The organism is Bacteroides rodentium JCM 16496 (assembly GCF_000614125.1).
In the GTDB taxonomy this organism is placed as follows: Bacteria; Bacteroidota; Bacteroidia; order Bacteroidales; family Bacteroidaceae; genus Bacteroides; species Bacteroides rodentium.
On sequence record NZ_BAKJ01000028.1, the window covers coordinates 1 to 26502 of the forward strand.

A 26502-nucleotide genomic window follows, 5' to 3' on the forward strand; every position below is an offset into this window, starting at 1 on the left:
ACTCTTCAATTCTCTTTGTGTATACGAATAAGTTAGGGAAGTAAATGGATAAATCTTAAGTTTTTTGTAATTTTGCCGTCGCATCGAGGTGACATTAGATGCGGCAACTTATTATATTAATTAGCGTATTAACAATATGTACACAGTCATCAAACGCATGGAAGTGTCGGCTGCCCATAGCCTGAAACTTTCTTATCGCAGTAAGTGTGAGAATCTGCACGGTCACAACTGGATTATCACTGTCTATTGCCGTTCCAAAGAGCTGAATGCGGACGGAATGGTGGTAGACTTCAGTCACATCAAGCAGGTGGTAAAGGAACAGCTGGACCACCACAATCTTAATGAAGTGCTGTCCTTCAATCCCACAGCCGAGAACATAGCCCGTTGGATATGCGACCAGATACCCACTTGCTTCAAGGTAGAGGTGCAGGAGTCGGAATCAAACATTGCCGTCTATGAGGAAGATTAATGAGATATTCTACAGTTTGCAGGGAGAAGGATACCATACGGGTACTCCGGCTGTCTTTATCCGTTTTTCCGGTTGCAACCTGAAGTGCCCCTTCTGTGATACGCAGCATGAGGACGGCATACTGATGTCCGATGAAGATATCGTAACAGAAGTCAGTAAATACCCTGCCGCTACCGTGATACTGACCGGCGGAGAACCCTCCCTTTGGATTGACCGTGAATTTGTGGATTGTCTGCATCAGGCGGGAAAGTATGTCTGCATTGAAACAAACGGTACTCGTCCGCTGCCGGATAATATAGATTGGGTGACCTGCTCTCCCAAGCAGGGGGCAAAGCTGGAAATTACGCGTATGAATGAAGTGAAGGTGGTGTATGAGGGGCAGGATATTACTGTTTATGAGCAGCTGCCCGCCGGGCATTTCTTTCTTCAGCCTTGCTCTTGCAGCAATACGGTCGAAACGGTGGATTGTGTGATGAAGCATCCTAAGTGGAGGCTTAGTTTGCAGACACATAAGCTGATAGATATCCGGTAGGCTTTTATAAAACGAATAATGGCTGTAAGCAATGCTTACAGCCATTATTCGTTCATGCACGGGAGGAGAGGCTCGAACTCCCGACACCCGGTTTTGGAGACCGGTGCTCTACCAACTGAGCTACTCCCGTGTTTGCGGCTGCAAAGGTAATGTAAACTTTCAAATATACAAGTAACAGACGTACTTATTTTATAAAGAAAGTTGCTTACAACATCTGTAAGTCCTGATACATAATGCGATACGCTGCTGCTTTTTTTTCCAGTGCCAGCGGGTAGGCTCTTGAGGAAGAAGGCATCCGGTAGAGGCGCATCGGATGGTTTTCGAAAAGAAACTCCGTGAAGTCGCCTACTTTGGGCTTGTCGATGGAAAACTGCGTGCACAGCGTGCCCGTTGCCTTCTCGCCGGTGGTGACGATAGCCTTGCATTGCGGTATCCGGTGTAGCAGGGCAGGGACGTCCGTGGGTTGCACCACTTCCAGAAACTTATCCGAGGCGTTGTCTTGCAGGCGCCGTATGGCAGAGGCTGTGTCGAACAAGGCAATACCCTTTTCCTGCAGGAAACTGATGAGGCGTTCTTTGCAGAAAGCCTTCTTCGTTTTGTCTACAAAATAATCCTTGTCATTGAAGAAAAGGAATCCGGTAATCCTCCACATGTCATTGTTCCAGTTGGGGTAGTAAAACTCCATGGACCACCGCTTTTTCTGCGGAGGAAAGCTTCCCAGCATCAGCAGACGGGCGTTGCCGGGAAGGAAGGGTTCTAAAGGGTGTTGTTCTATTTCCATACTTTCCAATTTCATTGTTCTGCCTGCAAAAGTACGGAATATATCTTGGATATGCTATCCTGCAATGTCCTGATTGCTCATTCTGTCGGTGATTTGGAAGGGGAAATCAGGATATTCGTAGAGGCTGAACCGGGATTCTGTCTTGCCTTCCGTATAATTCCAGATGGTGGCATATTCTTCGGCGTCTTCTCCCATGGCTTGCAGCTGGCGGAGGTAGGAGGCTATGGACTTGTTCTCTACGATATATATTTGTCCCAGCCGGTCTATTATAGGCTGTGGCGCCGGGTGCCGTCATGGTCGAAACGCAGGATGCGCTTGCCTTCGGGAGTGATGCCTACCATGTTGAAGGTCATGCTCTTGCCGATGGCGGGCAGGTTGAGCACATTGCGGTCGGTGGCGAGGAAAGGCAGGTGGTGCGTTTTCAGGAAACGCCGGATGCAGGCTGCCGGGTCATGGACGGTTCCAAGCAGTACGGACAGATTATGGGCATCTTCCTTGGTCAGCTTTCCGAAGCGCTTTTCTTCCCGTTGCTCTTGTACGGAACGGCTGTTGGGGGTAAACACGGCATTGTTTTCTTCAAAACCTTTTACGGAGAAGGTGTAGTAGCAAACCACTCCCAACTGATTGAGCACTTGGCGCAGGCGGGTGGTATGCCCCCGGCGGGAGGCAGCTACGTTGTATACCAGTTGGTTGTCAATGAGCCAGCCTGCCGCCAGCAGTTTGCGTATTCCTTCGGCAGCTTCCGGAGTGACTTCGAGCGGGGTCTGGAAATGTGTCTGGATAATGAACTGGCGGATGCCGATGGTAGACGCCTTTTCCTTGAATTCCCTTAGAATCTCCACCAGCCCGTCATTGATGCGCATGGGCAGGTAGGCGGGGAGGCGTGAGCCGAGGCGTACGCGTTGCAACTCTGCATACTTTTCTCCTTCGGGCCGTTCCTGATTGGCTTTCCGCTTGCGGACTGCCATGCGGTAGACGGCATCCAGAATATTGCCCAGCGTCTTGTTCTGGCTCATCAGTGCGTCACCGCCGGTGATGAGAATGTCCGCAGTTGTGTGTCTTCCTCAAAATAGGCCATCAGCCGGCGCAGTTTCTTTTCCCATGTCTCCTTGGGACGCAGGGTGTCAAACTCAAAATTGAGCCGTTTGCTTTGAAAGTCGTACATACGCTGACAAGATGCGCAGAGTCCTCCGCAGGCGCGTCCCATGGTGTCGGGGATGAGGATGGCCACTTCCGGATAACGGCGGTGGATGTTATGCCCGTCGGGCAGCAGCCAGCCGGCGGCGTTGGGTTTACCTGGTTCTACGATATCCTCCCGTTCCCAGGCACGTATCTGTCCGTAAGTTTCCACCAGTTGGGGTGAATAGAGTATATAGCTGCGCAGGGCCTCGTCGTCGTATCCGCTGCCGGTGCAGTTCAGCAGTGACAGATAATAGGGGGTGGCGAAGAAAGGCATTCCCTTCTTACGGGCTTTTGAGAGCAGGTACATGGTTTCGGCAGAAAGGGAGTTGCCGAGAAGACGGTTTAGCTCCGTAGGGCTTTTGACGGCCATGGCAAGATGGAAACGGAAGTCATTCCACCATTCGCTGACGAGGTTGAACTTCTCCTCGTAGCTGAGTCCCTCTTCGAAATGGAAGCGGGAAGCCGGGTTCTTGCGGTGCTCAATCTTCTGCACCAGTGCATGTAGGATGCGTTCCTTGTTCTTTGCACGGATATGCTGCACGTCTTCATCCAGTCCGCTGGGCCAGCGTTCGGTCAGGGTTTTGATTTTCTGTGCGGAGGGGAGGGCGGGGGCTGGCTGGTGGAGGCGTTTGAACTGCTGGAACAAGTCGATGAACAGGTCCGTCTCCGTTTCCTCTTCCCATTGTCCCGTGAGGAAGGAATGCAGCATTGATAAAGTTGATATGGGCAGCTGTTCTCCGATGGAGAGCTCGTGTACTTCCTGCCCGTCAAATTCAATCAAGAGTCGAATTTGCTTACCGGCCTCGCTGTCCACTTCCGGATGTCCGGCAATGTACTCCGCCAGATTGGCTTTGAAGGCTTCCGCATCGTCGCTTTGAACGGCGATGCTGACCAATTCAGGGAGTTCGTGCCGATAAAGTTGTTCCAGTTGTGATAGAGTGAGTGCAAGCATTTTCTTTTGTTTCATAAGCGGTTGTTTTTTTGAAGTTAATATTTATGATGGTTGACGCGGGGTGCGTCCTTGTGTTCCGTGAGGGGAAAATGATTTCATTTGCTAAAAATAACAAAAAAAGCGGGAAATTTCTTTCCCGCCTTCTTGTTTCTAAAGTTCTTTAGAATTCTTTTTCTTTTATTTCTCTTCGTTGGCTTTCTGTTTCGGTTCCTTTTTGGCCAGCATCACTACGTTGTAAACGTACTCGGTCATCCATTGTTCCGAATATCCCAGACGCTCTTTGTACTGGCGTACTGCCGCTGCCGTCTTGTGTACATCGTCCTTTTTCCATACGGTTTTTGTACAGACGTCGTGTACGGTTTTTTCGGTCATGCTGCGCAGTGCTCCCTTGAAGATGGAAGGCATGCGGAATTTCCACTGCATCAGGTTTCCCATCAGCATCATCAAGTCATTGGAGAAGCCTTGATACATAAAGAGATAACCTTGTACGTCGTTCTGCGTACGGCAGTGCTTCTTGACGGAAGTGTCAATTTCCTTGAAGAAGTTTTCACTGATGCCGTAGTCCTGCATCAGCATCTTACGCGAAGCGGCCTTTTCCGCTTGTCCCAGGCGGCCTCCCTGCGTGGGGATTTTGAACAGACGCTTGAAGTTGGCTACATCCGGCACAAAGCGGATATTGGTGATGCCCAGGTTGGCGGCTATTACAGACTGGAAGTAGACGCGTGTCAGTGACACGAAGTCTTCCACATTCTTCGAAGATACTTCTCCGGTATTCTTGTTGAATAGTTTGGCAAATAAACTCATATCAAATTACGAATTACTGATTACAAATTACAAGACCGCAGGTCATCCGGCGGTTCCGGCTGCAAAAGTACGAAATAAGTTGGTTATCACCAGCACTCTATGTCTTTTTCTACCTCTTTCAGGCGGTTCTTGGTGAAAACGGGGTCTTTGATACCGGCGCTTTTCTGTGCGCGGTAGTCTTCAAGCAGCCTGAAAGCGTATTTTCCGAGCAGGCTGATGGCGATGAGATTGCAGAGCGCCATGAGTCCCATAGTGACGTCGGCAAGGCTCCATGCCAGGTCGAGGGTGGCAACAGCACCGAACATGACCATGCCGCCCACCAGTATACGGTAGATGTTGAGCACCCATTTACGGCGGGTAAGGTAGCGCACATTGGCTTCTCCGTAATAATAATTTCCCAGAATGCTGCTGAATGCGAAGAAGAACAAGGCTACCGCAACGAAGATGGCTCCCGAAGGTCCTATCTCGTTGGTCAGTGCATGCTGGGTAAGCTGTACGCCGTTTGTGGAACCATCCAGTGGAGCACCGCTGAACAGAATGATGAAAGCGGTGCAGGTACATATAATCAGCGTATCGGTAAATACTCCCAGCGTCTGAATCAAGCCTTGCTTCACGGGGTGGCTGACGTGTGCGGTTGCCGCCACATTGGGAGCGGACCCCATACCGGCCTCGTTGCTGAACAGCCCGCGTTTGATGCCCTGCATCAGCGCCATGCCGACACCCCCTCCCAAAGCCTGCTCCCATCCGAAGGCGTGGCCGACAATGAGTGCCAGGACTCCCGGCAGTTCTTTGATGTTCAACAGAACGATGATAAGTGCCAGCGCAATGTATCCCAACGCCATGATGGGGACGATGATGCTGCTGACTTTGGCTATGCGCTGTACGCCTCCAAAGATGATTGTCAGCGTGAGTGCGGTGATGATGCCTCCCACAACGGCATGGTCGAACCCGAAAGCGCCTTCGAAAGCGGCACACAGTGTATTGCTCTGTACCGAGTTGAATGCAAATCCGAAGGTAATGGTGATAAGTACGGCAAACAGTGCCCCCATCCACGGCTGTTTCAGTCCCTTACGCATATAGTAGGCCGGGCCGCCGATAAAGGAGTCTTTGCCCTTTATCTTATACAATTGGGCCAGTGTAGACTCTACAAACGAGCTGGAAGCACCCAGGAGGGCAATCACCCACATCCAGAATACAGCGCCCGGACCGCCTACTGCAATGGCGGTGGCAACCCCTGCAAGATTGCCCGTACCTACACGGCTGGCAATGGAGATGGCAAATGCCTGGAACGATGAGATATGCTTTTCCTTGGCATCGCCTTTCCCGCCCGAGTCTCCCAGCAGACGTACCATTTCCTTTATCATCCGGAACTGTACAAAGCGGGTTCTCAGCGTAAACCATACGGCGCATCCCAACAGCAGGGCAACGAGGATGTAGGTCCAGAGCAGGTCGTTTATCAGATTTATTATTCCCATAATGTATATGTACAGTTATCTATTTGTAGTAAAAAAAACTCACACAAAACAAGTGCTACCCTCTGTCGTTATCTAAGGTGCCCTCTGTCGTTACTTTAGGCTGCCTCTGTCGTTATTCAAGGCTACCTCTGTCGTTAACTGAGATAGGCTCCTTGCAAGTTGATGATAATCAACGTGGTATGAACTCGTGTGCTGCAATTTGCACCATGGACAAATCTGGACAAACCTGACGGAATCTCCTTGCCTATTTCAGCCTGAAGTGAAACTTGTGTCCTTCAAACACCGGTTCCACTATGTCATAACGAACAAACTTTGCCAGCAGATGTTCGGCGGCGCGTCGGGAAAGATGCGCCAGGCGGCAGTAACGGTTCAGTGAAAGGCGGTCGTTTTCTTCCAGCAGATTGAGCAGCAGTTGTTCCCGTTCGGTATATTCTATCAGTTCTCCTTTCGGACTTCCGCTTTGCTGCCAGACGCGCAGATGGACGGGAGTAGCCAGGATGTTTTCATCCTTGATGCGGAGATAGGCCAAGTATTTTCCTGTTTCGTCCTTGGCATATACCGGCTTCCGGTCACTTTCCTCGATTTGTACCACCAGCACACTGCGACCTTCCACCAGATAGGTCTGCATGGTGTAGTTCACTTCGGGGCTGCAATAAAGTCCGGCAGCCGCTTCTATCATATATTGTTCTTCGTCCGAACGGACACCGGCAATTTTCCCGTTATCTTTCACTCCGATGAGCAGTTTTCCACCGTCTGTATTGGCAAAAGCTGAAAGGGTTTTGGCTATCTTGCGGGCGTCGGATATTTCGAACTTGAAATCCTGCTGTTGGTGCTCTCCTTCGGCTATGAGAGCGTGTATATATTCGGTGTCAGTAAGCGTTTTCATGCTTGCAAAAGTAGATAAAAAACGCGTAAGAGTCCCTTTTTGCGGCGATTTTACCGAATATTTCAAAAAAATATCGTTTTTCTGCATTTATTTCAAGAAAGAATGTATTTTTGCCAGACATTATTAACGAAGTAATTTAAAAAGGATTATGAAAGAATTAGTTGAAAAAGTAGCTGCATTGTATGCAGACTTCTCAAAAGATGCAAACGCTCAGTTGGAAAACGGTAACAAGGCAGCAGGAACTCGCGCTCGTAAGGCTTCTTTGGAAATCGAAAAAGCTATGAAGGAATTCCGCAAAGCATCTTTGGAAGCTTCTAAGAAGTAAGAAAAAAAGCATATTTCATGCTGCGAAAGACTGCCACTACTGGCGGTCTTTTTTGTTTTTGAAAAGTATTATTGCTACTTTTGACGCAGGTATTATGGATGAAAACGTTCTCAATAAATTGAAGATACTGGCAGAGTCGGCAAAGTATGACGTCTCTTGTTCCTCCAGTGGTACGGTGCGCTCCGGCAAGGCGGGTATGCTGGGGAACACTGTGGGCGGTTGGGGTATCTGTCACAGCTTTGCCGAAGATGGCCGGTGCATTTCCCTGCTCAAAGTGATGCTTACCAATTATTGCATCTACGACTGCGCCTACTGCATCAACCGCCGCAGCAACGACCTGCCGCGTGCCACGCTGTCGGTGACCGAACTTGTGGACCTCACCATGGAGTTTTATCGCCGCAACTACATCGAAGGGCTTTTCCTGAGCAGTGGGGTGGTGCGCAATCCCGATTACACGATGGAGCGTCTGGTGCGTGTCGCCAAGGACCTCCGTACTATCCATCGTTTCAACGGATATATCCATCTGAAAAGCATTCCCGGCGCCAGCGCGAACTGGTGAATGAGGCGGGGCTCTATGCCGACCGTCTCAGCGTCAATGTAGAAATACCGAAAGAGGAGAATCTGAAACTGCTTGCGCCGGAGAAAGACCATAAGAGTGTATATGCGCCGATGCGCTACATCCAGCAGGGGGTGCTGGAAAGTTCGGAAGAACGCAAGAAACACCGCCATGCCCCCCGTTTTGCTCCTGCCGGACAAAGTACCCAGATGATAGTGGGCGCCACTGCCGAAACGGATAAGGATATTCTGTATCTTTCGTCGGCCCTATACAAAGGACCTACGATGCGGCGTGTTTACTATTCGGGCTATATCTCCGTCAATACCTACGACAAGCGCCTGCCGGCATTGAAGCAGCCCCCTTTGGTACGTGAAAACCGGCTCTACCAAGCCGATTGGTTAATGCGTTTTTATCAGTTCAAGGTGGAGGAAATAGTGGATGATGCCTACCCGGACCTTGATTTGGAGATTGACCCCAAGCTGTCCTGGGCTTTGCGCCATCCCGAGCAGTTCCCGGTCGATGTGAACAAGGCAGATTATGAGATGTTGCTCCGCGTGCCGGGCATCGGCGTGAAGTCTGCACGGCTGATAGTGGCTTCCCGGCGTTTCTCCAAGATAGGCTTCTACCAGTTGAAGAAGATAGGGGTGGTGATGAAGAAGGCACAGTATTTCATTACTTGCTGCGAGTTGCCTATGCACACGGTCAACGAGCTGACCCCGCAGGGGGTACGCAGTCTGCTGCTGCCCAAGCCTAACCGTAAGAAGATGGATGAGAGACAGTTGGTACTTAATTTTGAGGAATGAATATTTTTCTGTATGACCATACGTTTGAGGGATTGCTGACTTCCGTGTTCGAAGCCTATTCCCGCCGTACCTTTCCCGATGCGCTGCTTCTGGAAGGAGAGCCGCTTCCTTTGTTCTACGACGGGCTGTTTACGGTGGTGACCGATGAGGAGAAAGCAGGACGTGTCTGGCGGGGGTTGCAGAAGAAGCTGTCGTCTACGGCACTTGCTTGTCTGGCCCAGTGCTGGCTGGCCGAGGAGCCGGAAACTCCCATGCTCCTTTTCCGCTATATTCGCAAGGCAGTAGATGCTCCGCGCTCTATTGAGACGAACTTTGCCGACCCTGATGTACTGGAATTCTCCCGTATGTGGAAGCGGGTGGATTGGGAGCGTATACGCCTGCTTCAGTTTGTCCGTTTCCAGAAAGCTGCGGACGGTACTTTTTTTGCGGCTGTCGAGCCTGAGAAGAATGCCCTTCCCCTGGTGACGGGGCATTTCAAGGACCGTTTTTCCGACCAGCGTTGGCTGATTTATGACATCAAACGCGCCTATGGATACTATTATGACTTGAAGGAGGTGCGCCAGGTGACTTTTGGTGAGGACAGCCGCGAAGGGCATCTTGTCACCGGCATGCTCGACGAAAGTCTGATGGACAAAGACGAACGGCTTTTCCAATCTCTCTGGAAAACCTATTTTAAGGCAATCTGCATCAAGGAACGCCTCAATCCCCGGAAGCACAAGCAGGACATGCCCGTGCGCTATTGGAAATATCTGACGGAGAAACAGCAGTGATTCCCTTTATTCGATTTTTTCCACTGTCACTTCCGGAAATTCCTGCATTAGTTGCAGCAGATATCCCTCATTATAACTTTTCTTGGATTTGATAACCATGGTCACCTGATAGTTGGTGTACTCTCCCTCCACTTGCCGGTCCAGGTTATAGGACACCACCAGATAGTCTTTGGAGTTAAAGCGTTGGGACACTTGCGGTAGTATCTCTTTGCTGGAAGTGGAAAAGGTTATCACAGAACTTTTCATGCCAATACTTTTGAAAATAAGGCTCAGCAGTTCGAGTCCGGCCAGTGTCAGCAAGGTGGCGGCAATACTGATGGTGTACATTCCTGCACCTACAGCTAGTCCGATACCTGCTGTTGCCCATATTCCTGCGGCAGTTGTCAGTCCCCGGACTATCTGTTTTTGGAAAATGATGGTGCCCGCACCGATGAATCCGATGCCGCTGACTACTTGCGCGGCAACACGGCTGGGATCTAGAGTCACACTGCTTTCCTTAATAATTTCCTGAAAACCATATTGGGATACAATCATGATGAGTGCACTTCCTAATGACACCAGGAAGTGGGTACGGTAGCCCGCTTCTTTGGCACGGTATTCCCGGTCTAGCCCGATAATGGCCCCCAATATTCCGGCTACCAATAGCCTAAGTACAAAATCAAAGTTTAACATCATCATGATATACTCTCTTTCTTTTTTATTAGTTGATAACCCAATTCTTGTCGTGGGGTACTGTTTTCTTGGGGTCGTAATGCATTCCTGCTTGCGTAGGTATCTTCAGTGTATAAGTACGTCCGCTTTTATTCATCAGCGAGGTATCCCGCAGCCAGGGGTTGGCGTCTTTCAGTTGGGCATAAGTGATGCCTTTCCCTTTGGCGAACTGTGCCAGGTTGGCAATGTCCGTTGTGACGGTCACTTCCGTGTAGGGGATGGGTGGATAAAGATGTTCCCGTTTCAACAGAAAACCGTACTGTTGCGGATTGCTGATGACGGCTTTGGCTGCCAGCAGGCGGAACATGTAGCGCGAAGTTTCTTCTACCAGCCACAAGTCGACGGCTTGGTCCACCATTTGTTTTTGCAGCTGTGTGGAGATGCGGCCTTGTCCGGCATTGTAGGCGGCAGCTACGCACAGCCAGTTTCCGTATTTCTGATAGGCGTCTTTCAGGTATTTGCAGGCTGCCTTGGTCTCCTTCTCGATATGGTATCGTTCGTCGATGTTGCTGTTTACCTCCAGTCCGAATTCGCGTCCGGTGGCAGGCATGAATTGCCATAGGCCCGCAGCACCCGCAGGCGACTTGGCAAGCGGATTCAGATTGCTTTCTATCACAGCCAGATACTTGAAGTCGTCGGGCAGGCCGTTGGCCTTTAGTATGGGTTCTATGACGGGGAAGTAGCGGTTGGCACGCTTCACCATGAGCATGGTGGTGGAGTGCATGTAGGTGAAGGACATCAGTTCGCGGTCCATGCGTTCGCGATGGTCGTAGCGCAGCAGGTCAATATCCTGCCCGGCAAAAGTAATCTTGTCCGGTACGCTGGGGGAGGTCACGCAGTAGGGAACTTCGGATTTTACGGAATCACGTTCGGGATTCAGCGTACTGCTGCCCGCAAGGAAGGGGAGGCTGGAACCTGCACACAATGCAATGGCAGCCGTAAGCACAATATATTTTGAATTTCTCTTCATAACTTGGATGTTTTTTTCTGTTTGGAGACGTGAAGATACGAAATCAATTCGTTATAGGCAACCTTTCCCATAGCCATCGTGGAATCATACGCCAAAAAACACCACTACCCGGTAGCGTCCGTCAATGACAACTATCCGTCTCTTTCTTCTTAAAGCCTTGATTATGTGCTGTGCTACGCGGTCCGCTTTCATCAGCATCGGATATTTCCCGCTTTTCAGTAAATCGGTGGCAACAAATCCCGGACGGATGTCGGTGAAGTGTATGTCGAGATGCTGCATCCGGGCAAGTTGCGCCAGTGCTTCGATATAGGTGTTCTGAAAGCGTTTGGTGGCAGAGTAGGCCGGTGCAACACCCAGTCCCTTGGTACCTGCAATGGAGCTGATGACGGCAATATGCCCGGAGCCTTTTGTCTTGAAATAGTTGAAGGCGGCGGTCACCATGCGGGTAAACCCTTCCACATTGGTACGGGCTGTGTTCAGTTCGATGTCCGGCTGTAGGTCCCGGTTTTGATGTCCCACTCCGGAACTGAGGAAAAACAAGTCCATACCTCCCAGCTTTTCTATCAGGTTATGGAGGTGTAGGGCCGCGGTCTCTTCTGTAACGTCCAGCTGTTCCGTGACTATCCGGTCGGGTGCGCTGGCTTGCAGGGCATGCAATGCTTCCTCTCTTCTGCCGGCAATACCTATATGCCAGCCTTGTTGCACGAGTATTCTGGCTACTTCTTGTCCGATGCCTGAAGTGGCACCGATAATGATGGCTTTCTGCATGATGATAGGGGATTATCCGATGACGGTTGCTACAATTCTTCTTCCTCCACCCCGGTTGCGGAACTCGCAGAGATAGATGCCTTGCCAGATACCCATGTTCAGACGCCCATCGGTGATGGGGATGGTGAGGCTGGTTCCGCTGAGGGTTGCCTTGGCATGGGCGGGCATGTCGTCATCGCCTTCGCATGTATGTTGGTAATAAGGTTCCCGTTCTTTTACGAGACGGTTGAAGATGGCTTCCATATCTGTCTGTACGTCAGGGTCTGCATTTTCGTTGATGGTGAGGCCCGCACTTGTATGCTTGATGAACAGATGCAGGATTCCGGCAGACGGAAGCGGTGGAAGGTTGCGTATAATCTCCTCTGTCACCAGGTGAAAGCCACGCCGGCGAGGGGTCAGGGTAAATTCTTTCTGTGTGGTCATAAATCATTGTTTTTCGTTTGTTGTCAGAATGCTCTTGTCCGGCAGGGCAGTTATAATCAAATTTAGAATTCATACCCGAACCTTTAATAGTGATGTTTTTGTTCTGTCACAACAATTAAGATATTGACAAAGATACATTATTTCCAAATTAATCTGTGATGAACGGAAATAAAAATAAGAGCCTGTTTAAATTTTGCTTTTAACCCCCGTTGGCCTAATTAACCGCTTTTATATCCCCTTCTTAGAGGTATGCACAGTCTTCATTTTGTTCTGTTTTTCGGTTTTCTGCCTGCCTGCTTCCTATTTTCCCCCTATCTGCTCCGTGTATATATAGAGGGACCGGATAGGGCGCAGGTAGGGACCAGGTAGGGAGCGGGTAGGGGGCAGGTAGGAAAATGTTCTGTTTTTCGGTTTTTCCACATCATTTAATTCCGACAACGGGTTTTAAAGGCATAATTTAAACAGGCTATAGAGGTATATCTGTTTTTGGGGAATGGGAAAAAGATACCCGAGTTTTTGTACTTGCCGGAATAAGACGTATATTTGTTGCAATTTTTACATCTTAACAAGAAAATGCCATGAAGCGTATCGGACTCTTTGTAATCGTTTCTTTCTGTGTATCACTCTTACTTCATGCAAGCGGCCCGCGTGTCTTGTTTATCGGAGATTCTATCACGGACGGTAACTGGGGAAATGCCTGCGGGATGCCCAAACCGGCTGCGGAGCGAAGCCTTTGGGATATGAACCATATTTACGGTAGCGGCTATATGTATTTGTGTGCAAGTCATTATCAAGGGGATTTCCCGGAAAAGGAATATGCATTTTTTAACCGCGGCATCAGTGGAAACACTCTCCGGGATTTGGAGAAACGCTGGGAAGAGGATGTCATTGGAATGAAACCGGATGTGCTTTCCGTCTTGGTGGGGACAAACGATGTACATTATTATCTGCAGGGTGACAAAAAAGAGCCTTTTGATTTTGAAGGCTGGGAAAAGTGTTACCGTTCCTTGCTTGACCGTTCTTTGCAGGCCAATCCGGAATTGAAGATAGTGCTGGGTACTCCTTTTGTTGCCAATGTCGGCAATATGCGTAAGAGCGAGGACTTTGCAGAACGTGATAGTCTGGTGCGTCGCTGTGCCGCCATCGTAGAGAGGATAGCGAAGGACTATCGGACGGTATTTCTTCCTTATAATGCGATGTTCGATGAAATTCTCGGCACTGCTCCGGCTTCTCAAGAAACCTATTGGATTTGGGACGGTATCCACCCCACTCCTGCAGGGCATAAACGAATGGCGGATATGTGGATAAAGCGCGTGAATTTATAATTTATCAATAAAATAGAGAGTAATGGAAAAAGTGATTATCAACTCGTACGAGGATTTTGAAAAGCTGGTAGGCCAGCAAATCGGTGTTTCGGAATATGTAGGGCTTCCTCAGGAGCGTATCAATCTGTTTGCTGATGCGACATTGGACCATCAGTGGATACACGTCGATACGGAACGTGCCAAAGTGGAAAGCCCTTTTAAGAGCACCATTGCACATGGGTATCTCACCTTGTCCATGTTGCCGTATCTGTGGAACCAGATTATTGAAGTGAACAACTTGAAGATGATGATTAATTATGGTATGGACAAGATGAAGTTCGGTCAGGCGGTATTGTCCGGGCAGAGCATCCGGTTGGTTGCCCATTTGCAATCTCTGTCGAATCTGCGCGGCGTGGCAAAGGCGGAAATAAAGTTTGCCATCGAAATACAAGGTGAAAAGAAGAAGGCACTGGAAGGGGTGGCTATATTTTTGTATTATTTCAATTGATTGTGCGTAAGATGGCAGGGGGCAAAATTCACCACAGATTACACGGATTAACACAGAATGAACTTAATCTACTGATAATCAAAGATGCTTATCTGTGCAAATCTGTGTAATCTGTGGTGAATACCAGTTTTGACATACCATCTTTTAGTGCATATATTCTTGCCACAAATGGCAGAGTGCCGCCACGGGATGGTATAACAGCATCCGTGGTCCGGCATACCGCATGACTTCACGCATCCGTTCTTTCATTTCGGGCTTGTAGCAGTGAATGCTGCATTGCCTGCAGGTGGATTTATTCTCACCGAAAGGACAGCGTGAAAGACGAATGCGGGCATACCCCAGCAGTTCCTCGCATCGGGGACACAATTGCTTGTTACCTTCCTTTTTCCGGCAGTAGAGGCGGATCATCCGTTCTACTGTCTGTTTTTCCAGCTCGATACGGGACGGCATGTTTATTGTTTGGACTGCCAGCGTTTCAAGGTCGGGAAGAATTCTTTCATACCGGCAATGGCTTCCTCTTTAGTGAAATTCATTCCGGAATCCTTGTTGAATTCGTCGGTGAACTGTGCACAGTGTTCTATCATTTCGTCCATAGTGCAGTCTTGTGCAAAATTGCCGTGCTGGTAGCAATAGGTGCAATATTCCTCGTTGAGGCTACCGTCGGCATTGGTTCCGAGTACTTCTGCAGATGACAAGGGCATTCCGCAGCTTTGGCAAAGTTTGGCTTCCATAATGTGTGGAGTTAAGTGATATGCAAATATAGGATATTATTTTGGTTGAAGCGTCCTTTTCAGATAAATCATGTCTTTCAGTTGCTTGCCTCCTTCAAACATGGGGTGGTCGTAATTATCGATAAAGAAATCGGATACCCGGTGTGAATATGCAAATCCGCAACTTTCATAGAAAGGGATGGTCAGCGGGCTGTCTCCAGTGCCGACAAGCATGGTATGGCACCGGTCTTTATAATGTTCAAGAACGAATGCTATCAGTTGTCTTCCATATCCCTGGCGCTGGTATTCCGGATAGACAGCTATGCTCTTTATTTCGTAGATTCCTTTGTCCTCGCAGGTAACTACACAAGAGGCTTTGACTGTATCATTATCGGATAGGATGAACATCTCTCCCCGTTCCAGATAACGGTCAATCATAGATTCTTGTTCGTCGGCAAGCAGCAGCAGGTCAAGATATTGCTTTTTGTTGCCGGATATGGGATGTATTCTTATCATACTTCTGATTTTCTTGTGTAAAGTTAGTCATTTGCCCTTGGATTACAATAGAATATTATTTTAACTTGTAGAAAATGAACTTTTTTTCTATATTCTATGCTATTTGGATTTTAAAGAGTATCTTTGCATCGTGTCGACAATAAAATATATAATGATTTTGCTGTGTCTACTCCTTGCAGGATTTTCTTTACCTGCTCGGGCACAGAACAATCCGTATAAGATTGATGATTCCTTATATATTATTTATCAGAGGGCAACAAGATGGAATACCCGTCCGCAAGGGCTGCTTATAGCTGATACTCTATATACTGAAGCTACCAGGAAGAAAGATAAGAAAGCCCAATGTCTGGCACTGACCATTCCCGTATATTATTATGCTGCCGCCAATAATTATGAAATGTTGGAACAGTCTGCCGAAAGGTTGAGGCTTGAGTCGAGGAAAAATGACTATTTACAGTATTATTATTTTGCCTGTACAATTGAGATTAATAGGCTATTGAATAATGGCCGTACGCTGCGTGCGCTACAAAAGGCTGAAGATATGAAGAAGCAAGCCTTTGAGGATAAACATGATTATGGAATCTTTTCTTGTATTCGTACCTTGGGAAACATTTATCGTGTTCGTGGAAATGAAGCATTGGCTGCGGAATACTATCAGGAAGCTTTGGTGTATATGCAGGAGCATCTTCCGGAGCAGGACCCTACAACGCTTTACCAGGATCTCATCAGATATTATCGTGGTAAAAAGGAGGAAGGATATGATAAGGCATTGGAACTGGCGGAGAAAGGAATAAGAGAGGCAAAAACGTCAGGAAGCCGTATTGGGGTCATGCAGGAGAAGTGTCAAGTCTTATACTGGATGCACCGTGATGATGAATTCAGGACTTGCTATGACGAATGTCTGCGTCAGATGAAACAATATGGGATTGGATGGAATGAAACGGCGAGGAGACTCCGGGTATACAGGTTGGTTGTGGATAAGGACTATGAGCAGGCTCTGAAGGCAGCTGACTCTGTGGGTGGTAGAATGGAGGTGTACCGTTTGCGCAGGGAAATATATGTGAAGTCCGGAAACTATGAGAGGGCTTATTTGTATGCCTCTGTATACAATAATTATAAAGACTCGTTGAGCAGGCTGGTGCAGTCTTCAGATTTGGCCGAATTGACAGCCCAATTGGATAACGAGCGTATGAAACTGGAAGCCAAAGTGCTGGAATACAAAAATACGAAGTTGAGCCTGACCAATACACAGTTGGCATTGGAACAGAGCCGGTCGCATGCCGAATTGGAGAAAATCAATGCCGAGAACAGTAGGCTGGTGCTGGAGAACCGTAATCTGGAACTGGCCCGCCTCAATGTGGAAGCCGAACGGCAGAAAGCCATTCTGAAGGAACAGCAGGTTGTGTCGCAACACCAAATTGTTGTACTAAGCCTGGTAGCCTTGATTCTATTGTTGTTTACTTGTTTTCTTATATTCTATCTGTACAAACGCCGCAAGTCGATGGCTGCCTTGAAAGAGAAGAACCTGGAACTGACAGTGGCCCGCGACCGTGCCGAACAGTCGGATAAGATGAAAATGTTCTTTATACAGAACATGAGTCACGAAATCCGGACACCGCTCAATGCCATTGTCGGATTCTCCCAGATGCTGTCTTTGCCCGAAATGGAGTTTACTGAAGAGGAGAAGAGCGAGTTCAGTCTCCGCATTCAGCAGAACTCCGATTTGCTCACCACGCTGGTAGACGACCTTCTTGATCTTGCCAGTTTGGAAAGCGGTAAGTATACCATGCGTTTGGAACCTCACAGTTGTAATGCCGTTTGTCAATCAGCCATTGCTACCGTGGAACATCGTAAACCGGAAAATGTGAAGCTATATTTCACTTCGGATGTGGCGGATGATTATCTGATTGTAACGGATGAGAAGCGTCTGGAGCAAGTGCTTATCAATTTCTTGACCAATGCAGAGAAATATACCGAGCAGGGTGAGATCCACCTGCATTGTTCTCTCTCGGAGATTGCGGGAAAGATTACCTTTTCTGTTGCCGATACGGGTTCGGGCGTTCCCGAAGATAAGGCCGACAGCATCTTCGAACGTTTCAATAAGTTGGATGCGTTCAAGCAAGGTACGGGATTGGGATTGAATATCTGCCGCATTATCGCTGAAAGGCTGAATGGGGAGGTAAGGCTGGATAGAAACTATACCGGCGGGTCACGTTTCTTGCTGATATTGCCACTGAATGGTTGAGAGTTGACAGCCGGGAATTGCCGGTGAACAAAATCTACTGTACGCCGTTCTTCTCATAACATGATAATCTGATGAAGTTATGAGTAAGTTGAAATTCTCTTTTTTGGTTCTGATGCTGATGGTATCAGTCTCGGCTTCTGCCGATTGGGCGCCTGCTGATGTACAAGCTGCGCTAAAGAAAATGTATCCTACGGCGGATGATGTTGCTTGGTCGCATGATGAATCTTATTATGTGGCAGATTTCCTGATGAACGGTTTTGATACGAAAGTCTGGTTTGACGGGCAGGCGCAATGGGTAATGCAACAGACGGATTGGGAGACAATGGACGAAGTGCCCCCTGCCGTTTACAATGCTTTTGCCGCCAGTGAATATTCCGGAGGGATGGTGCAGAATGTCACTTGGGTACAGTTCCCCAAATGGCAGTCCATCGTGGCGGTAGAGGTAGGGATGGCAAATCTCCAGACGAAATATCAGATATTGTTTACCCCGACGGGCGAAATCATCCGTGCCCGTAATGTCACCTACACATACAATCCGCTCGGCGCAGCCACTTTCTTGTAACGTCTGTTCGCATACCTGCTGAATTTATCATATCTTTGCCTTCCCAAATCAGACTTTTATGGACAAAGACACTTTTCTGCAGGAGGTTTATAATGTAGTGGCCGCAATCCCTCCGGGACGGGTGGTGACGTACGGACAGATAGCCTATCTTGTCGGAAGACCCCAATGTTCGCGCATGGTGGGACATGCCATGCACGATGTGCCCGACGGCATGCGTCTGCCCTGCCATCGGGTAGTGAACAGCCAGGGCAGGCTGGCACCGTTTTGGACGGAACAGCGGGCTTTGCTGGAGGCAGAGGGCGTGACGTTCAGAAAGAATGGGTGTGTGGACATGAAAAAATGCCAGTGGGAATTCATGAAAGAGCAAATACAATAAGATTATGAAATTTATAGGTGCACATGTATCGGCCAGTGGGGGAGTGGAAGCGGCTCCCGTCAATGCCAGTGAGATAGGGGCAAATGCTTTTGCCTTGTTTACCAAGAACCAGCGTCAGTGGGTGGCAAAGCCTCTGACGGAGGAGAGTATCAGGGTGTTTAAGGAAAATTGCGGGAAGCTTGGCTTCGATTCCCACTATATTCTGCCTCACGACAGTTATCTGATAAATTTAGGGCATCCCGAAGAAGAAGGGTTACAGAAAAGCCGTGCCGCTTTTCTGGATGAGATGCAGCGCTGCGAACAATTAGGGCTGAAGTTACTGAATTTTCATCCGGGCAGCCATCTGAATAAGATTTCCGTGGAAGAGTGTCTGGACAAGGTCGCTGAATCCATTAATCTTATATTGGGCAAGACGCACGATGTGGTGGCTGTCATAGAGAACACTGCCGGGCAGGGTAGCAATGTGGGAAACGAGTTCTGGCAGTTGGGACATATCATTGACCGGGTGGATGACAAGTCTCGCGTTGGAGTTTGCCTTGATACCTGCCACACGTATACAGCAGGCTATGATATAGTGAATGAGTATGACAAGGTGTTTGAGGAGTTCGACACAGCGGTAGGTTTCGGCTATCTGCGCGGTATACACCTGAATGACTCCAAGAAAGCACTCGGCTCCAGAGTAGACCGTCACGACAGCATCGGCAAGGGGCTGATAGGTATGGATTTCTTCCGGCGCTTCATACAAGATGTGCGTTTTGACGGTATACCTATTATTTTGGAAACGCCCGATGAATCGCTTTGGGCAGAGGAGATAAAACTGTTGAGAAGCTTTGTCTCCTCTGATTGAGAGACTATGCCCTGAATACACATTCTATACGGTTGCCGTCCGGGTCGAGGACGACACTTTCAAAATATCCGTCGCCGGAGGTACGGGGCTTTCCTGCGATGGTATATCCCGCTGTACGTAGCCGTTCTGTCTGTCGGAGGACAGCTTCTTGGCTGTCGAAGGCAAAGGCAAAGTGGGTCAGTCCCAGTCTGTTTTCCTCAATAGGGGTATTCTGTATGTCCGTACGGCTCATCAGTTCCAAATCCGTTCCTTCATCGAAGTGAAGGAAATAAGATTCGAATCCTTTTTGGGGTTGATGTACTTTTCATTGCTGCTCCCGTTGAAGTAACGGGTGTAGAACTCTTTCATCTCTTCCAGTCGGAAGGTCCAGATGGCGATGTGATGTATCTTCATAAGTTTGCTAAATTATAATCTGTGTTCAATCTGAGTAATCTGTGGTGATTGCGGTACTCCCGGCAATGCCAGGTGCAGAATAGGGAAAGGCTTTCCCGTCGGGTCGGTTTCGTCCCGACCGGCCACTTGGAATCCCAGATGTTTGTAAAATCGGCAAGCTTGTCCGTTCTGCTCGTTTACATCCACTTTATGGATGTGTTTTTGGTGGACGGCGTACTCCATGAGCCGTTTTCCGTATCCCTTACCTTGTTGGTCGGGACGGACAAACAACATCTCGATGAGTTCATCGCTCAGTCCCATAAAGGCGGCAATTTCTTCTTTTTCGTTGCGGATGATGTAAAGCTCTACGGCAAGAAAGTATTGCTCTCTTATCAGCGGTTTGTAAAACTGTATATCGTTTTCTGTCAGGAAGTGGTGTGTGCTGCGGACAGAGGCTTCCCAAACGGTCAACAGTTCGTCATAATCTTGTGGGGTAGGTCGGAGTATCATCATTTATTGCATTACTTTGCTGGTTATTAATCAGTAGACAGTCAGAATTCGGCTTCTTTGGTAATCCTTACGGTTTCTCCCGTTATAGGATGGATAAATTCTAAGTATTCGGCATGCAGATAAAGCCGGTCTGCTTTCTCCCCGTAAAGTTCATCACCGATGATGGGGCAGTGCAAGCCAAGCGGGTGTGCTGCATGTATACGTAGCTGATGGGTTCTTCCCGTGCGCGGATAGAAAGCGATACGGGTCCGTTTTCCGTCCAGACGTTCCAGAACTTGATAATCGGTGATGGCGGGCTTCCCGTGTTCGGTATGTACCATTTGCCGTGGGCGGTCAAGTGGATTCAGGCAAAGCGGGAGGTCGACCGTACCTTTGTCCTCTGGGACGATGCCCTCGAGCAGTGCTACATAACGTTTCCTGACCAGGCGGTTCTTGAACTGGGCCTGCAGGTTCTGGTGTGCACGCTTGGTCTTGGCAATGAGCATCAAACCGGAAGTGGCCATGTCGAGACGATGTACCGTCAGGGGACCGTCAGCTTCGGGATATTGCCCGCGCATCAGGCTATAGACGGAGACTGCATCTTCCTTGCCGGGAACAGACAGCATTCCTGCCGGTTTGTTGATGACCGAAAGCCATGGGTCCTCATAAACAATCTCCAGATTTTGGGAGGGTACCTGCATTCTTTTCAGCATGGGGTTTTCCTCTACTTGCAGGCCTTGCAGCATGTGTTGCAGTATAGGTTCGCACTTTCCTTTGCAAGCCGGATAATAGTGGCCATGATGGCGTATCTCTGTCTTGGGGGAATCACCCCACCAGAACTCGGCCATGGCAATAGGTTTCCATCCGTGCAGATAAGCTTGCTGCAGCAGTTTGGGGGCCGCACATTCACCCGCACCGGCAGGAGGTGTCTTGTGCACGGTCTGCCCGAATATCTCACAAAGATTCTTGACTTCTCCCCGGTAATTCAGCATCCCGAACTGTTCGAATAGCTTTTGCTGCAATGCTGCAGAGCGGGTTTTACGTTCAGACTTCAATGCTGAAATCCGTCTTTCCCAGTCTTCTGTCTGCGTTTGCAGTGTGGTAATCCTTGCTTTCCATGAACGTTCCAGGCGTTTATATTCCGCCTTTTGGAACTGGCTTTCCCGTATCAGTTCGGCTTCTTCCTGCGCATTGAGTTCTTTTTCTTTTCTGCGCTGTTCTCTGGCTGTTTTGGCTTCTTTCAACTGTGCTTTGGCTGTTGCCAGTATGTCTTCTGCTGACTGAATGGTCTGGGCAAGCTCTGCTGATAAGGCGGCATATGCTTTGTCATTTTCCAGTTGCCGGATGTTGCGGTTGATGGAAGAGATGTTCTCTTCTTCTATCTTGAAAAAGCCTTGTGGCTGTAGCAAGTCATATACGGGAGGAACAAAAAAGGGATGTAGGTTCTTTCCAGCCAATATGCCTGAGAATGCAGCTAAATATCCGGTTTCTCCATGCTCGGTTTGTACAATCAGTACCCCGAACATTTTGCCTTGGCGCAGTTCGTCCTTCCATGCAGTTTGTCGGGTAAGATAGCTTTGTACTTCTTTGGCTGCCAATATACATAATGGGTGCGGAGTATAGCAGAAAGGATAGGTGAACCTTTCCGGAAGCGGAATGTCGGTTATGGAAGTAGTAAAACGGTGCAACATGATGTTGCAAAGATACTATATTTCTCTCATAACAGACCGTTTGTACTGCAAATCTTTATTTCGTTGTATATAGGTTGTAGCGTTTATGAAGAAAAAAACATCTTTGGGAAAGTTTTACTTATTCTCCGTTTATACAAATATGTATATATGTGTGAATTAACTTTGTTTTTGATAAATTGGCAACTCTGCTATCCTTAAAAAATGACTATTAATCTGTCTCGGATATTTTCTTCTTCCATAGACTTCTTTTTGTATACTTTAGATGTTATGCCGTCGTATGAATACGGATGAAGAGCTTTTGTCTTAGTGATACTTGTAAAATAAATTAAGTTATTGCCTTTTTTGTTTTATTGGGGAATGGTTGTTTTTTAAACTTCCTGGATATATAAAAGAAACTTATTTCTCTTTAAAAAGTTGTATATTAGCGCCTTAAAGTTTTTCAAAAGATTATATGGGCAAAAACAAAGAGAACTTAAACATATTCTTGCTTCATTTTTTAGAACGGTTGAATAGCAATGAACCCAATGAAAGGAAAGTTATTGAATCGTTGACCGATTTCTGCAACTACTATGACTTTACGAAAGGGTTTATTTATCAGACTGACGGATTCCGTTATTTCTTACTTCAAAAGAACTTTAACCTAAGTTCTAAATTGGTAATCAATAACTTGTGTAAATTTTACGTTTTGACGGGTTACGATTTGCCAACTTGCTGATTTCTTCGGTTTGCTTGGATTTGCTTTTTCAAATAACGCTTTTAGTCAATGCAAAATTAGCAATAAAAATCCGAAAACCATCAAGTTGGCGTATTTTTCTTTGCTTCATTTGAAAGTCTTCTCAACCTTTATCCCGTATTCCTCAATCTTGGTATACAGCATTGACCTGCTGATAGAGAGAAGTTTGGCGGCAAGTATCTTGTTGCCGTTTGCCTGTTTTAAAGCCCGTATGATTCGCTCCTTTTCCTCTTCTGCCGTCCGCAAGGCGAAACTAACCGTGGAAGAAGATACGGATTCATAACTTAGTTCCAAGTCTGCATCGGTTATCATGTCGCTTTCCGTGTGCAGGACTGCCGCCTGTATCTTCTGTTTCAATTCACGCACGTTGCCCGACCATGTATGGGTGAGCAGGGCTTTACGGGCGGAAGCGTCAAAACCTCTGACGCTCCGTCCAAGTTCTTCATTGGCTATCTCACGGAAGAATTCAGCCAACGGCATGATGTCTTCCTGACAATCACGCAACGGAGGTATGGTGATAACATATTCCTGCAACCTGTATAACAAGTCCTGCCGGAAACGCTTTTCCCTGACGGCATCATGCAGATTCTCGTTGGTGGCGGCGATTATCCGCACGTTGGCGGTCTTTTCTCCTTTTGCCCCGACAGGACGGTAGCTTCTTTCCTGTATGGCACGAAGGAGCATCTGTTGCATCTCTATTGTCAGGTTGCCCACCTCGTCAAGAAACAATGTACCTCCCTCGGCTTCCTGAAAATATCCCGTCCTGTTGCAGTCCGCACCAGTGAACGCTCCTTTGACATGACCGAAAAATGCGGATGGGGCAAGTGCAGGAGCAAGTGAACCGCAATCCACCGCCACGAAAGGTTTGTCGGAAAAGCGGCTTTGTGCATAGATGGCTTGGGCAATATGCTCCTTGCCCGTGCCGTTCTCACCCAATATCAAGACGTTCATACGGGTGGGTGCAACAAGGTGTACCCGTTTCATAATGTTGCGGTACGCTTCTCCCTGCCGTATGAATATCGGGACTTGGCGTTGCCTTTTCTGTTCACGTTCCTTGATAATGGAATGAAGAAGCGGAATGAGTTTGTCCTCCACCAATTGTTTGGGGAGGTAGTCCAATGAACCGAGTTTCATACTTTCCACAGCCGTATGCACTGCTGCGTAGTCGGTCATGATGATGAACGCCTGCCGTTTGTCATTGACACGCATCCATTTCAACAGTTCGATGCTTTCCCCGTCAGGCAGACGCAGGTCGGCAAGGACTATATCGTCATTGTCTGCATTCATTAAAGTTTTCCTTGCGGATGACAGGTGGTATGCCTGTTCTGTCTTGAAGCCGTTATTAGCCAATAGTCTGCATACAAAAGTATTATATACGGGGTTGTCTTCCACCACGATTATCTTCATTTTATCCATTGTCGCATTTTCTCCTTTCTTCCTTAGCCAGTTCTATAATCAGATCTCCTTTTTCCAATACGGCTTTAACCGCCTGTTGCAGTTCTTTATCGGAACATTCGGATTGTATGCAGCTGTATAAATGCCATAAGGAATTGTCAACACGGATAACTGCCCACGAACTCCGCAGACGGTGTGACAAACCTTCCAATGCCTTTCTATCAAGGTCTGTTCCTGCCTTGCTGAATTCCTGCATATCCTTTTCCGTTTCAGCAATCAACCTGTCAAGCATTGCCCGACTGTCACCATAAGCCAGCAGAGAGTTCAAATCGGGGGAATCAGCATCGGGCTTTATTTTCCGTGCATTTTCTGTGACATCAATCAGTTCCTCCAAAGTAAAAGGCTTGAACAGGCATCCGGCAAATCCTTTTGCCATAAGTTCCTCCGTATCGCAACTGCCGGAAGCGGTAGCCACTATTACGGGAATGTCCTTTGAATTGCCTATGTTCGAGGAACGTAACAGTTCCAATACCTCGTAGCCGTTCATCTCCGGCATCTTCATGTCGGTGACAAGCAGGTCATAATTACGCTTGCGCATGGCTTCCATCATGTCGCTTACGTTATCAAGTGTATCACAACGGACACCTGCATAGGCATACATCTCCTTTATCATGGATAGCAGCGTTTCATTGTCATCAAGCACCAGGACGGAACACGAGTTTGAAATATGGCAGTTTGTCATATCCTGTAATTTTTCTTCCAATACCGTATCGTCAGCAGACATCGGCAATCTGACCGTGAATCGGCTGCCTTTTCCTTTCTCGCTCTGCAAGTCTATTGTACCGTCCAGCATATTAACAACCCGTTTCACGACAGACAACCCAAGGCCGAAACCGTCTTGTGTCGTGGCATTGGAAAGACGTTCAAATGCGTTGAATACACATCGCTGTTCATCCTCTGTCATGCCTGTACCCGTATCTTCAACGACAAGCGTCAGAACTCCGTTGCTATAGTCGGATATCATAGCAATACCGCCATGCTCCGTGAACTTGATTGCGTTGGAAAGCAGATTGTTCCCGATTTGCAGGATGCGGTTTTTATCACCCGTCAGCACAATATCCGTATTGTTTTCAATGGCAAGACACAAGTTCTTGCTTTCAGCCATGTTCTGAAATTCGACTTTTAAGGTTTTGGCAATGTCTTCCAGTCTGAAAGGAATGGAAACTGTCTGTTCCTTGCTGTTGTCTAAACGGAAGAACTCCAACAACGAGTTTAGCATGGCAAGCATCCGTTGGGAGGACAGGCGGATATGTTCTGAATATCGGTCTATCTTCGTTTCAGCGTTATTTTTCTGTATCAGTTCGGCATACCCGTGAATTGCGGCAAGCGGTGTTCGTAATTCATGGATAATGGTGTGCATGGCTTTCTTGCGTGAATCTATCAACTCTTTATTCTGACTGACATATTCTTTCAGTTGGGAAACCAAGCCCTCCGTTTCACGTTTATATCGCTTGATATGTTTGTCATCACGATGTATGATAATATAGGAAACGACCAACAAAAAAAGAATGAATCCCATCAAACCGCCTACCTGCATAAATGATTTTTTTCTCATGGTTACTATTTCGTCTTCCCGATTTTGCAGGTCGGCTTGTACCTTATCTTCTATTTGGCAGATTAGCCCTCTCAACTGTCTGTTAAGTTCTGCATTACGAGCCGCAAGACTGTCGGCTTGTTCCGACAATCGACGGCTTTGTACTTTCTGTTCGCTGACCATGTTTCGATTGAGCGAATGAAGCATCATAGTTGTTGTCGTTGGCTTTGCTTCATCCTTCTTACCAAAGATGCCTAAGAAACCTTTTCGTCTTGGTTTCTTGGGTTGTTTCTTTACACTTTCCTGCACAATGGCAGGTACTTGATTGGAAATTTTATTGCTGATGGATTGCTGTTCATCTATTAACCGAACTATTTGGAACATCTGTCGTTCCTTATCCTCCAAAAGACAGCGCACACAGTCAATACGCTCAATCGAATGAATTTTATTGAAAAGGCATAATGTGCTGTCCAATGCAATACGCTGGGCATGATAATTTTCCAAATCCGTTTCATCCCAATCCAAAACCGTTTCTCCCAACAAAGAAAATTCTATCAGCCGAATATGAATATAATTTACCTCATTTCTAAATTTATCTATCTGTTGATTGCTAATTTCTAATATTTCAATTTCTTGCCATTCTTGATACCATATATAGATTATACCTCCGATTAGTAACATAATCAAGAAGTTGCCAAATACGACTATATTGTGAAAATATCGCATCTATTCAATTGAATATTTATCCGTCTT

General features: G+C 47.6%; 24 protein-coding genes, 1 tRNA gene and 5 pseudogenes. 12 read left to right on the plus strand and 18 right to left on the minus strand.

What is annotated here, in order from left to right; genetic code table 11:
- Window positions 1-136 precede the first annotated feature (136 nt).
- Entirely contained in the window at window positions 137-469 is a 333-nt protein-coding gene (gene queD / locus JCM16496_RS12885) for a 6-carboxytetrahydropterin synthase QueD (RefSeq protein ID WP_005826426.1), read from the plus strand.
- On the plus strand, window positions 456-1001 hold the full coding sequence (locus JCM16496_RS12890) for a 7-carboxy-7-deazaguanine synthase QueE (protein ID WP_025834749.1): 546 nt from the start codon (window positions 456-458) through the stop codon (window positions 999-1001). The genes queD and JCM16496_RS12890 overlap by 14 nt, the downstream gene beginning before the upstream one ends.
- 57 nt (window positions 1002-1058) lie before the next feature.
- Here JCM16496_RS12890 and JCM16496_RS12895 read toward each other — a convergent pair.
- From JCM16496_RS12895 to JCM16496_RS12920, 6 genes and pseudogenes are all read right to left on the minus strand, one after another.
- Window positions 1059-1131, minus strand: a tRNA-Trp gene (locus JCM16496_RS12895).
- 75 nt (window positions 1132-1206) lie between these two features.
- Window positions 1207-1782 carry a uracil-DNA glycosylase family protein gene (locus tag JCM16496_RS12900; RefSeq protein WP_025834751.1) on the minus strand — a complete coding sequence of 192 codons (576 nt, stop codon included), beginning with the start codon at window positions 1780-1782 and terminating at the stop codon, window positions 1207-1209.
- 54 nt (window positions 1783-1836) lie between these two features.
- Window positions 1837-3931: pseudogene (locus JCM16496_RS12905) on the minus strand (KamA family radical SAM protein).
- Between the two features lie 162 nt (window positions 3932-4093).
- Window positions 4094-4720 (minus strand): DUF8491 family protein, encoded by a 627-nt coding sequence (locus tag JCM16496_RS12910; protein ID WP_005826441.1) that lies wholly within the window; start codon window positions 4718-4720, stop codon window positions 4094-4096.
- A gap of 86 nt (window positions 4721-4806) precedes the next feature.
- Window positions 4807-6195 (minus strand): alanine/glycine:cation symporter family protein, encoded by a 1389-nt coding sequence (locus tag JCM16496_RS12915; protein WP_025834753.1) that lies wholly within the window; start codon window positions 6193-6195, stop codon window positions 4807-4809.
- A 244-nt stretch (window positions 6196-6439) separates the two neighbouring features.
- Complete coding sequence (locus JCM16496_RS12920) at window positions 6440-7081, minus strand: AlbA family DNA-binding domain-containing protein (protein WP_025834754.1); 642 nt, start codon at window positions 7079-7081, stop codon at window positions 6440-6442.
- 148 nt (window positions 7082-7229) lie between these two features.
- Between JCM16496_RS12920 and JCM16496_RS12925 the strand changes: the two genes are divergently transcribed.
- The 3 genes and pseudogenes from JCM16496_RS12925 to JCM16496_RS12935 all read left to right on the plus strand — a co-directional run bounded on the left by JCM16496_RS12925 (window position 7230) and on the right by JCM16496_RS12935 (window position 9535).
- Window positions 7230-7406: a BF3379 family histone-like protein gene (locus JCM16496_RS12925; protein WP_005826447.1), complete on the plus strand. Its 177-nt coding sequence runs from the start codon at window positions 7230-7232 to the stop codon at window positions 7404-7406.
- Between the two features lie 94 nt (window positions 7407-7500).
- A pseudogene (locus JCM16496_RS12930) lies at window positions 7501-8765 on the plus strand (putative DNA modification/repair radical SAM protein).
- Complete coding sequence (locus JCM16496_RS12935) at window positions 8762-9535, plus strand: TIGR03915 family putative DNA repair protein (protein ID WP_025834756.1); 774 nt, start codon at window positions 8762-8764, stop codon at window positions 9533-9535. Before JCM16496_RS12930 ends, JCM16496_RS12935 begins: the two are co-directional and overlap by 4 nt.
- Window positions 9536-9541: 6 nt before the next feature.
- Here JCM16496_RS12935 and JCM16496_RS12940 read toward each other — a convergent pair whose 3' ends face one another.
- The 4 genes and pseudogenes from JCM16496_RS12940 to JCM16496_RS12955 all read right to left on the minus strand — a co-directional run bounded on the left by JCM16496_RS12940 (window position 9542) and on the right by JCM16496_RS12955 (window position 12407).
- Window positions 9542-10210, minus strand: a complete 669-nt coding sequence (locus JCM16496_RS12940) for an MgtC/SapB family protein (RefSeq protein ID WP_025834758.1) — start codon at window positions 10208-10210, stop codon at window positions 9542-9544.
- 25 nt (window positions 10211-10235) lie between these two features.
- Entirely contained in the window at window positions 10236-11216 is a 981-nt protein-coding gene (locus JCM16496_RS12945) for a lytic transglycosylase domain-containing protein (RefSeq protein WP_025834760.1), read from the minus strand.
- Between the two features lie 43 nt (window positions 11217-11259).
- Window positions 11260-11984 (minus strand): annotated as a pseudogene (locus JCM16496_RS12950) (SDR family NAD(P)-dependent oxidoreductase).
- Window positions 11985-11996: 12 nt separating this feature from the next.
- Window positions 11997-12407, minus strand: a complete 411-nt coding sequence (locus tag JCM16496_RS12955) for a secondary thiamine-phosphate synthase enzyme YjbQ (protein WP_025834762.1) — start codon at window positions 12405-12407, stop codon at window positions 11997-11999.
- Window positions 12408-12985: 578 nt separating this feature from the next.
- On the opposite strand from JCM16496_RS12955, the gene JCM16496_RS12960 reads away from it, so the two are divergent.
- Both JCM16496_RS12960 and JCM16496_RS12965 read left to right on the plus strand, forming a co-directional pair.
- The gene (locus JCM16496_RS12960; RefSeq protein ID WP_025834764.1) at window positions 12986-13732 is read left to right on the plus strand and encodes an SGNH/GDSL hydrolase family protein; all 747 of its coding nucleotides are present in this window, start codon (window positions 12986-12988) and stop codon (window positions 13730-13732) included.
- 22 nt (window positions 13733-13754) lie between these two features.
- Window positions 13755-14219, plus strand: coding sequence for a MaoC family dehydratase (locus tag JCM16496_RS12965; protein ID WP_025834766.1), 465 nt, complete (start codon window positions 13755-13757; stop codon window positions 14217-14219).
- A 144-nt stretch (window positions 14220-14363) separates the two neighbouring features.
- Here JCM16496_RS12965 and JCM16496_RS12970 read toward each other — a convergent pair whose 3' ends face one another.
- From JCM16496_RS12970 to JCM16496_RS12980, 3 genes are read right to left on the minus strand one after another with little or no spacing between them, the layout of a single operon-like run.
- Window positions 14364-14669: a nitrous oxide-stimulated promoter family protein gene (locus JCM16496_RS12970; RefSeq protein ID WP_025834768.1), complete on the minus strand. Its 306-nt coding sequence runs from the start codon at window positions 14667-14669 to the stop codon at window positions 14364-14366.
- Window positions 14670-14671: 2 nt separating this feature from the next.
- Complete coding sequence (locus JCM16496_RS12975; RefSeq protein WP_005835861.1) at window positions 14672-14950, minus strand: zinc ribbon domain-containing protein; 279 nt, start codon at window positions 14948-14950, stop codon at window positions 14672-14674.
- A 36-nt stretch (window positions 14951-14986) separates the two neighbouring features.
- Window positions 14987-15445: a GNAT family N-acetyltransferase gene (locus JCM16496_RS12980; RefSeq protein WP_025834771.1), complete on the minus strand. Its 459-nt coding sequence runs from the start codon at window positions 15443-15445 to the stop codon at window positions 14987-14989.
- A gap of 151 nt (window positions 15446-15596) precedes the next feature.
- On the opposite strand from JCM16496_RS12980, the gene JCM16496_RS12985 reads away from it, so the two are divergent.
- The 4 genes from JCM16496_RS12985 to nfo all read left to right on the plus strand — a co-directional run bounded on the left by JCM16496_RS12985 (window position 15597) and on the right by nfo (window position 19475).
- A complete protein-coding gene (locus JCM16496_RS12985; protein ID WP_025834773.1) occupies window positions 15597-17690 on the plus strand; it encodes a sensor histidine kinase in 2094 nt (697 codons plus the stop codon).
- A gap of 79 nt (window positions 17691-17769) precedes the next feature.
- Window positions 17770-18252 carry a PepSY-like domain-containing protein gene (locus JCM16496_RS12990; RefSeq protein ID WP_005835865.1) on the plus strand — a complete coding sequence of 161 codons (483 nt, stop codon included), beginning with the start codon at window positions 17770-17772 and terminating at the stop codon, window positions 18250-18252.
- Between the two features lie 58 nt (window positions 18253-18310).
- Window positions 18311-18628 (plus strand): MGMT family protein, encoded by a 318-nt coding sequence (locus tag JCM16496_RS12995; protein WP_025834777.1) that lies wholly within the window; start codon window positions 18311-18313, stop codon window positions 18626-18628.
- Window positions 18629-18632: 4 nt separating this feature from the next.
- Window positions 18633-19475: a deoxyribonuclease IV gene (nfo, locus tag JCM16496_RS13000; protein ID WP_025834779.1), complete on the plus strand. Its 843-nt coding sequence runs from the start codon at window positions 18633-18635 to the stop codon at window positions 19473-19475.
- 4 nt (window positions 19476-19479) lie between these two features.
- Here the strand turns inward: nfo and JCM16496_RS24945 are convergent.
- From JCM16496_RS24945 to JCM16496_RS13015, 3 genes and pseudogenes are all read right to left on the minus strand, one after another.
- Window positions 19480-19868 (minus strand): annotated as a pseudogene (locus JCM16496_RS24945) (VOC family protein).
- Window positions 19869-19880: 12 nt separating this feature from the next.
- Window positions 19881-20360 carry a GNAT family N-acetyltransferase gene (locus tag JCM16496_RS13010; protein ID WP_025834781.1) on the minus strand — a complete coding sequence of 160 codons (480 nt, stop codon included), beginning with the start codon at window positions 20358-20360 and terminating at the stop codon, window positions 19881-19883.
- Between the two features lie 38 nt (window positions 20361-20398).
- Window positions 20399-22027 carry an RluA family pseudouridine synthase gene (locus JCM16496_RS13015; RefSeq protein WP_167332300.1) on the minus strand — a complete coding sequence of 543 codons (1629 nt, stop codon included), beginning with the start codon at window positions 22025-22027 and terminating at the stop codon, window positions 20399-20401.
- 451 nt (window positions 22028-22478) lie between these two features.
- Here JCM16496_RS13015 and JCM16496_RS23880 point away from each other — a divergent pair.
- A pseudogene (locus tag JCM16496_RS23880) lies at window positions 22479-22658 on the plus strand (hypothetical protein); the annotation flags it as partial.
- Window positions 22659-22847: 189 nt separating this feature from the next.
- Here the strand turns inward: JCM16496_RS23880 and JCM16496_RS13025 are convergent.
- Window positions 22848-24176, minus strand: coding sequence for a sigma-54-dependent transcriptional regulator (locus tag JCM16496_RS13025; RefSeq protein WP_025834787.1), 1329 nt, complete (start codon window positions 24174-24176; stop codon window positions 22848-22850).
- Window positions 24169-26475: a hybrid sensor histidine kinase/response regulator gene (locus JCM16496_RS13030; protein ID WP_025834788.1), complete on the minus strand. Its 2307-nt coding sequence runs from the start codon at window positions 26473-26475 to the stop codon at window positions 24169-24171. The genes JCM16496_RS13025 and JCM16496_RS13030 overlap by 8 nt, the downstream gene beginning before the upstream one ends.
- Between the last annotated feature and the right edge of the window lie 27 nt (window positions 26476-26502).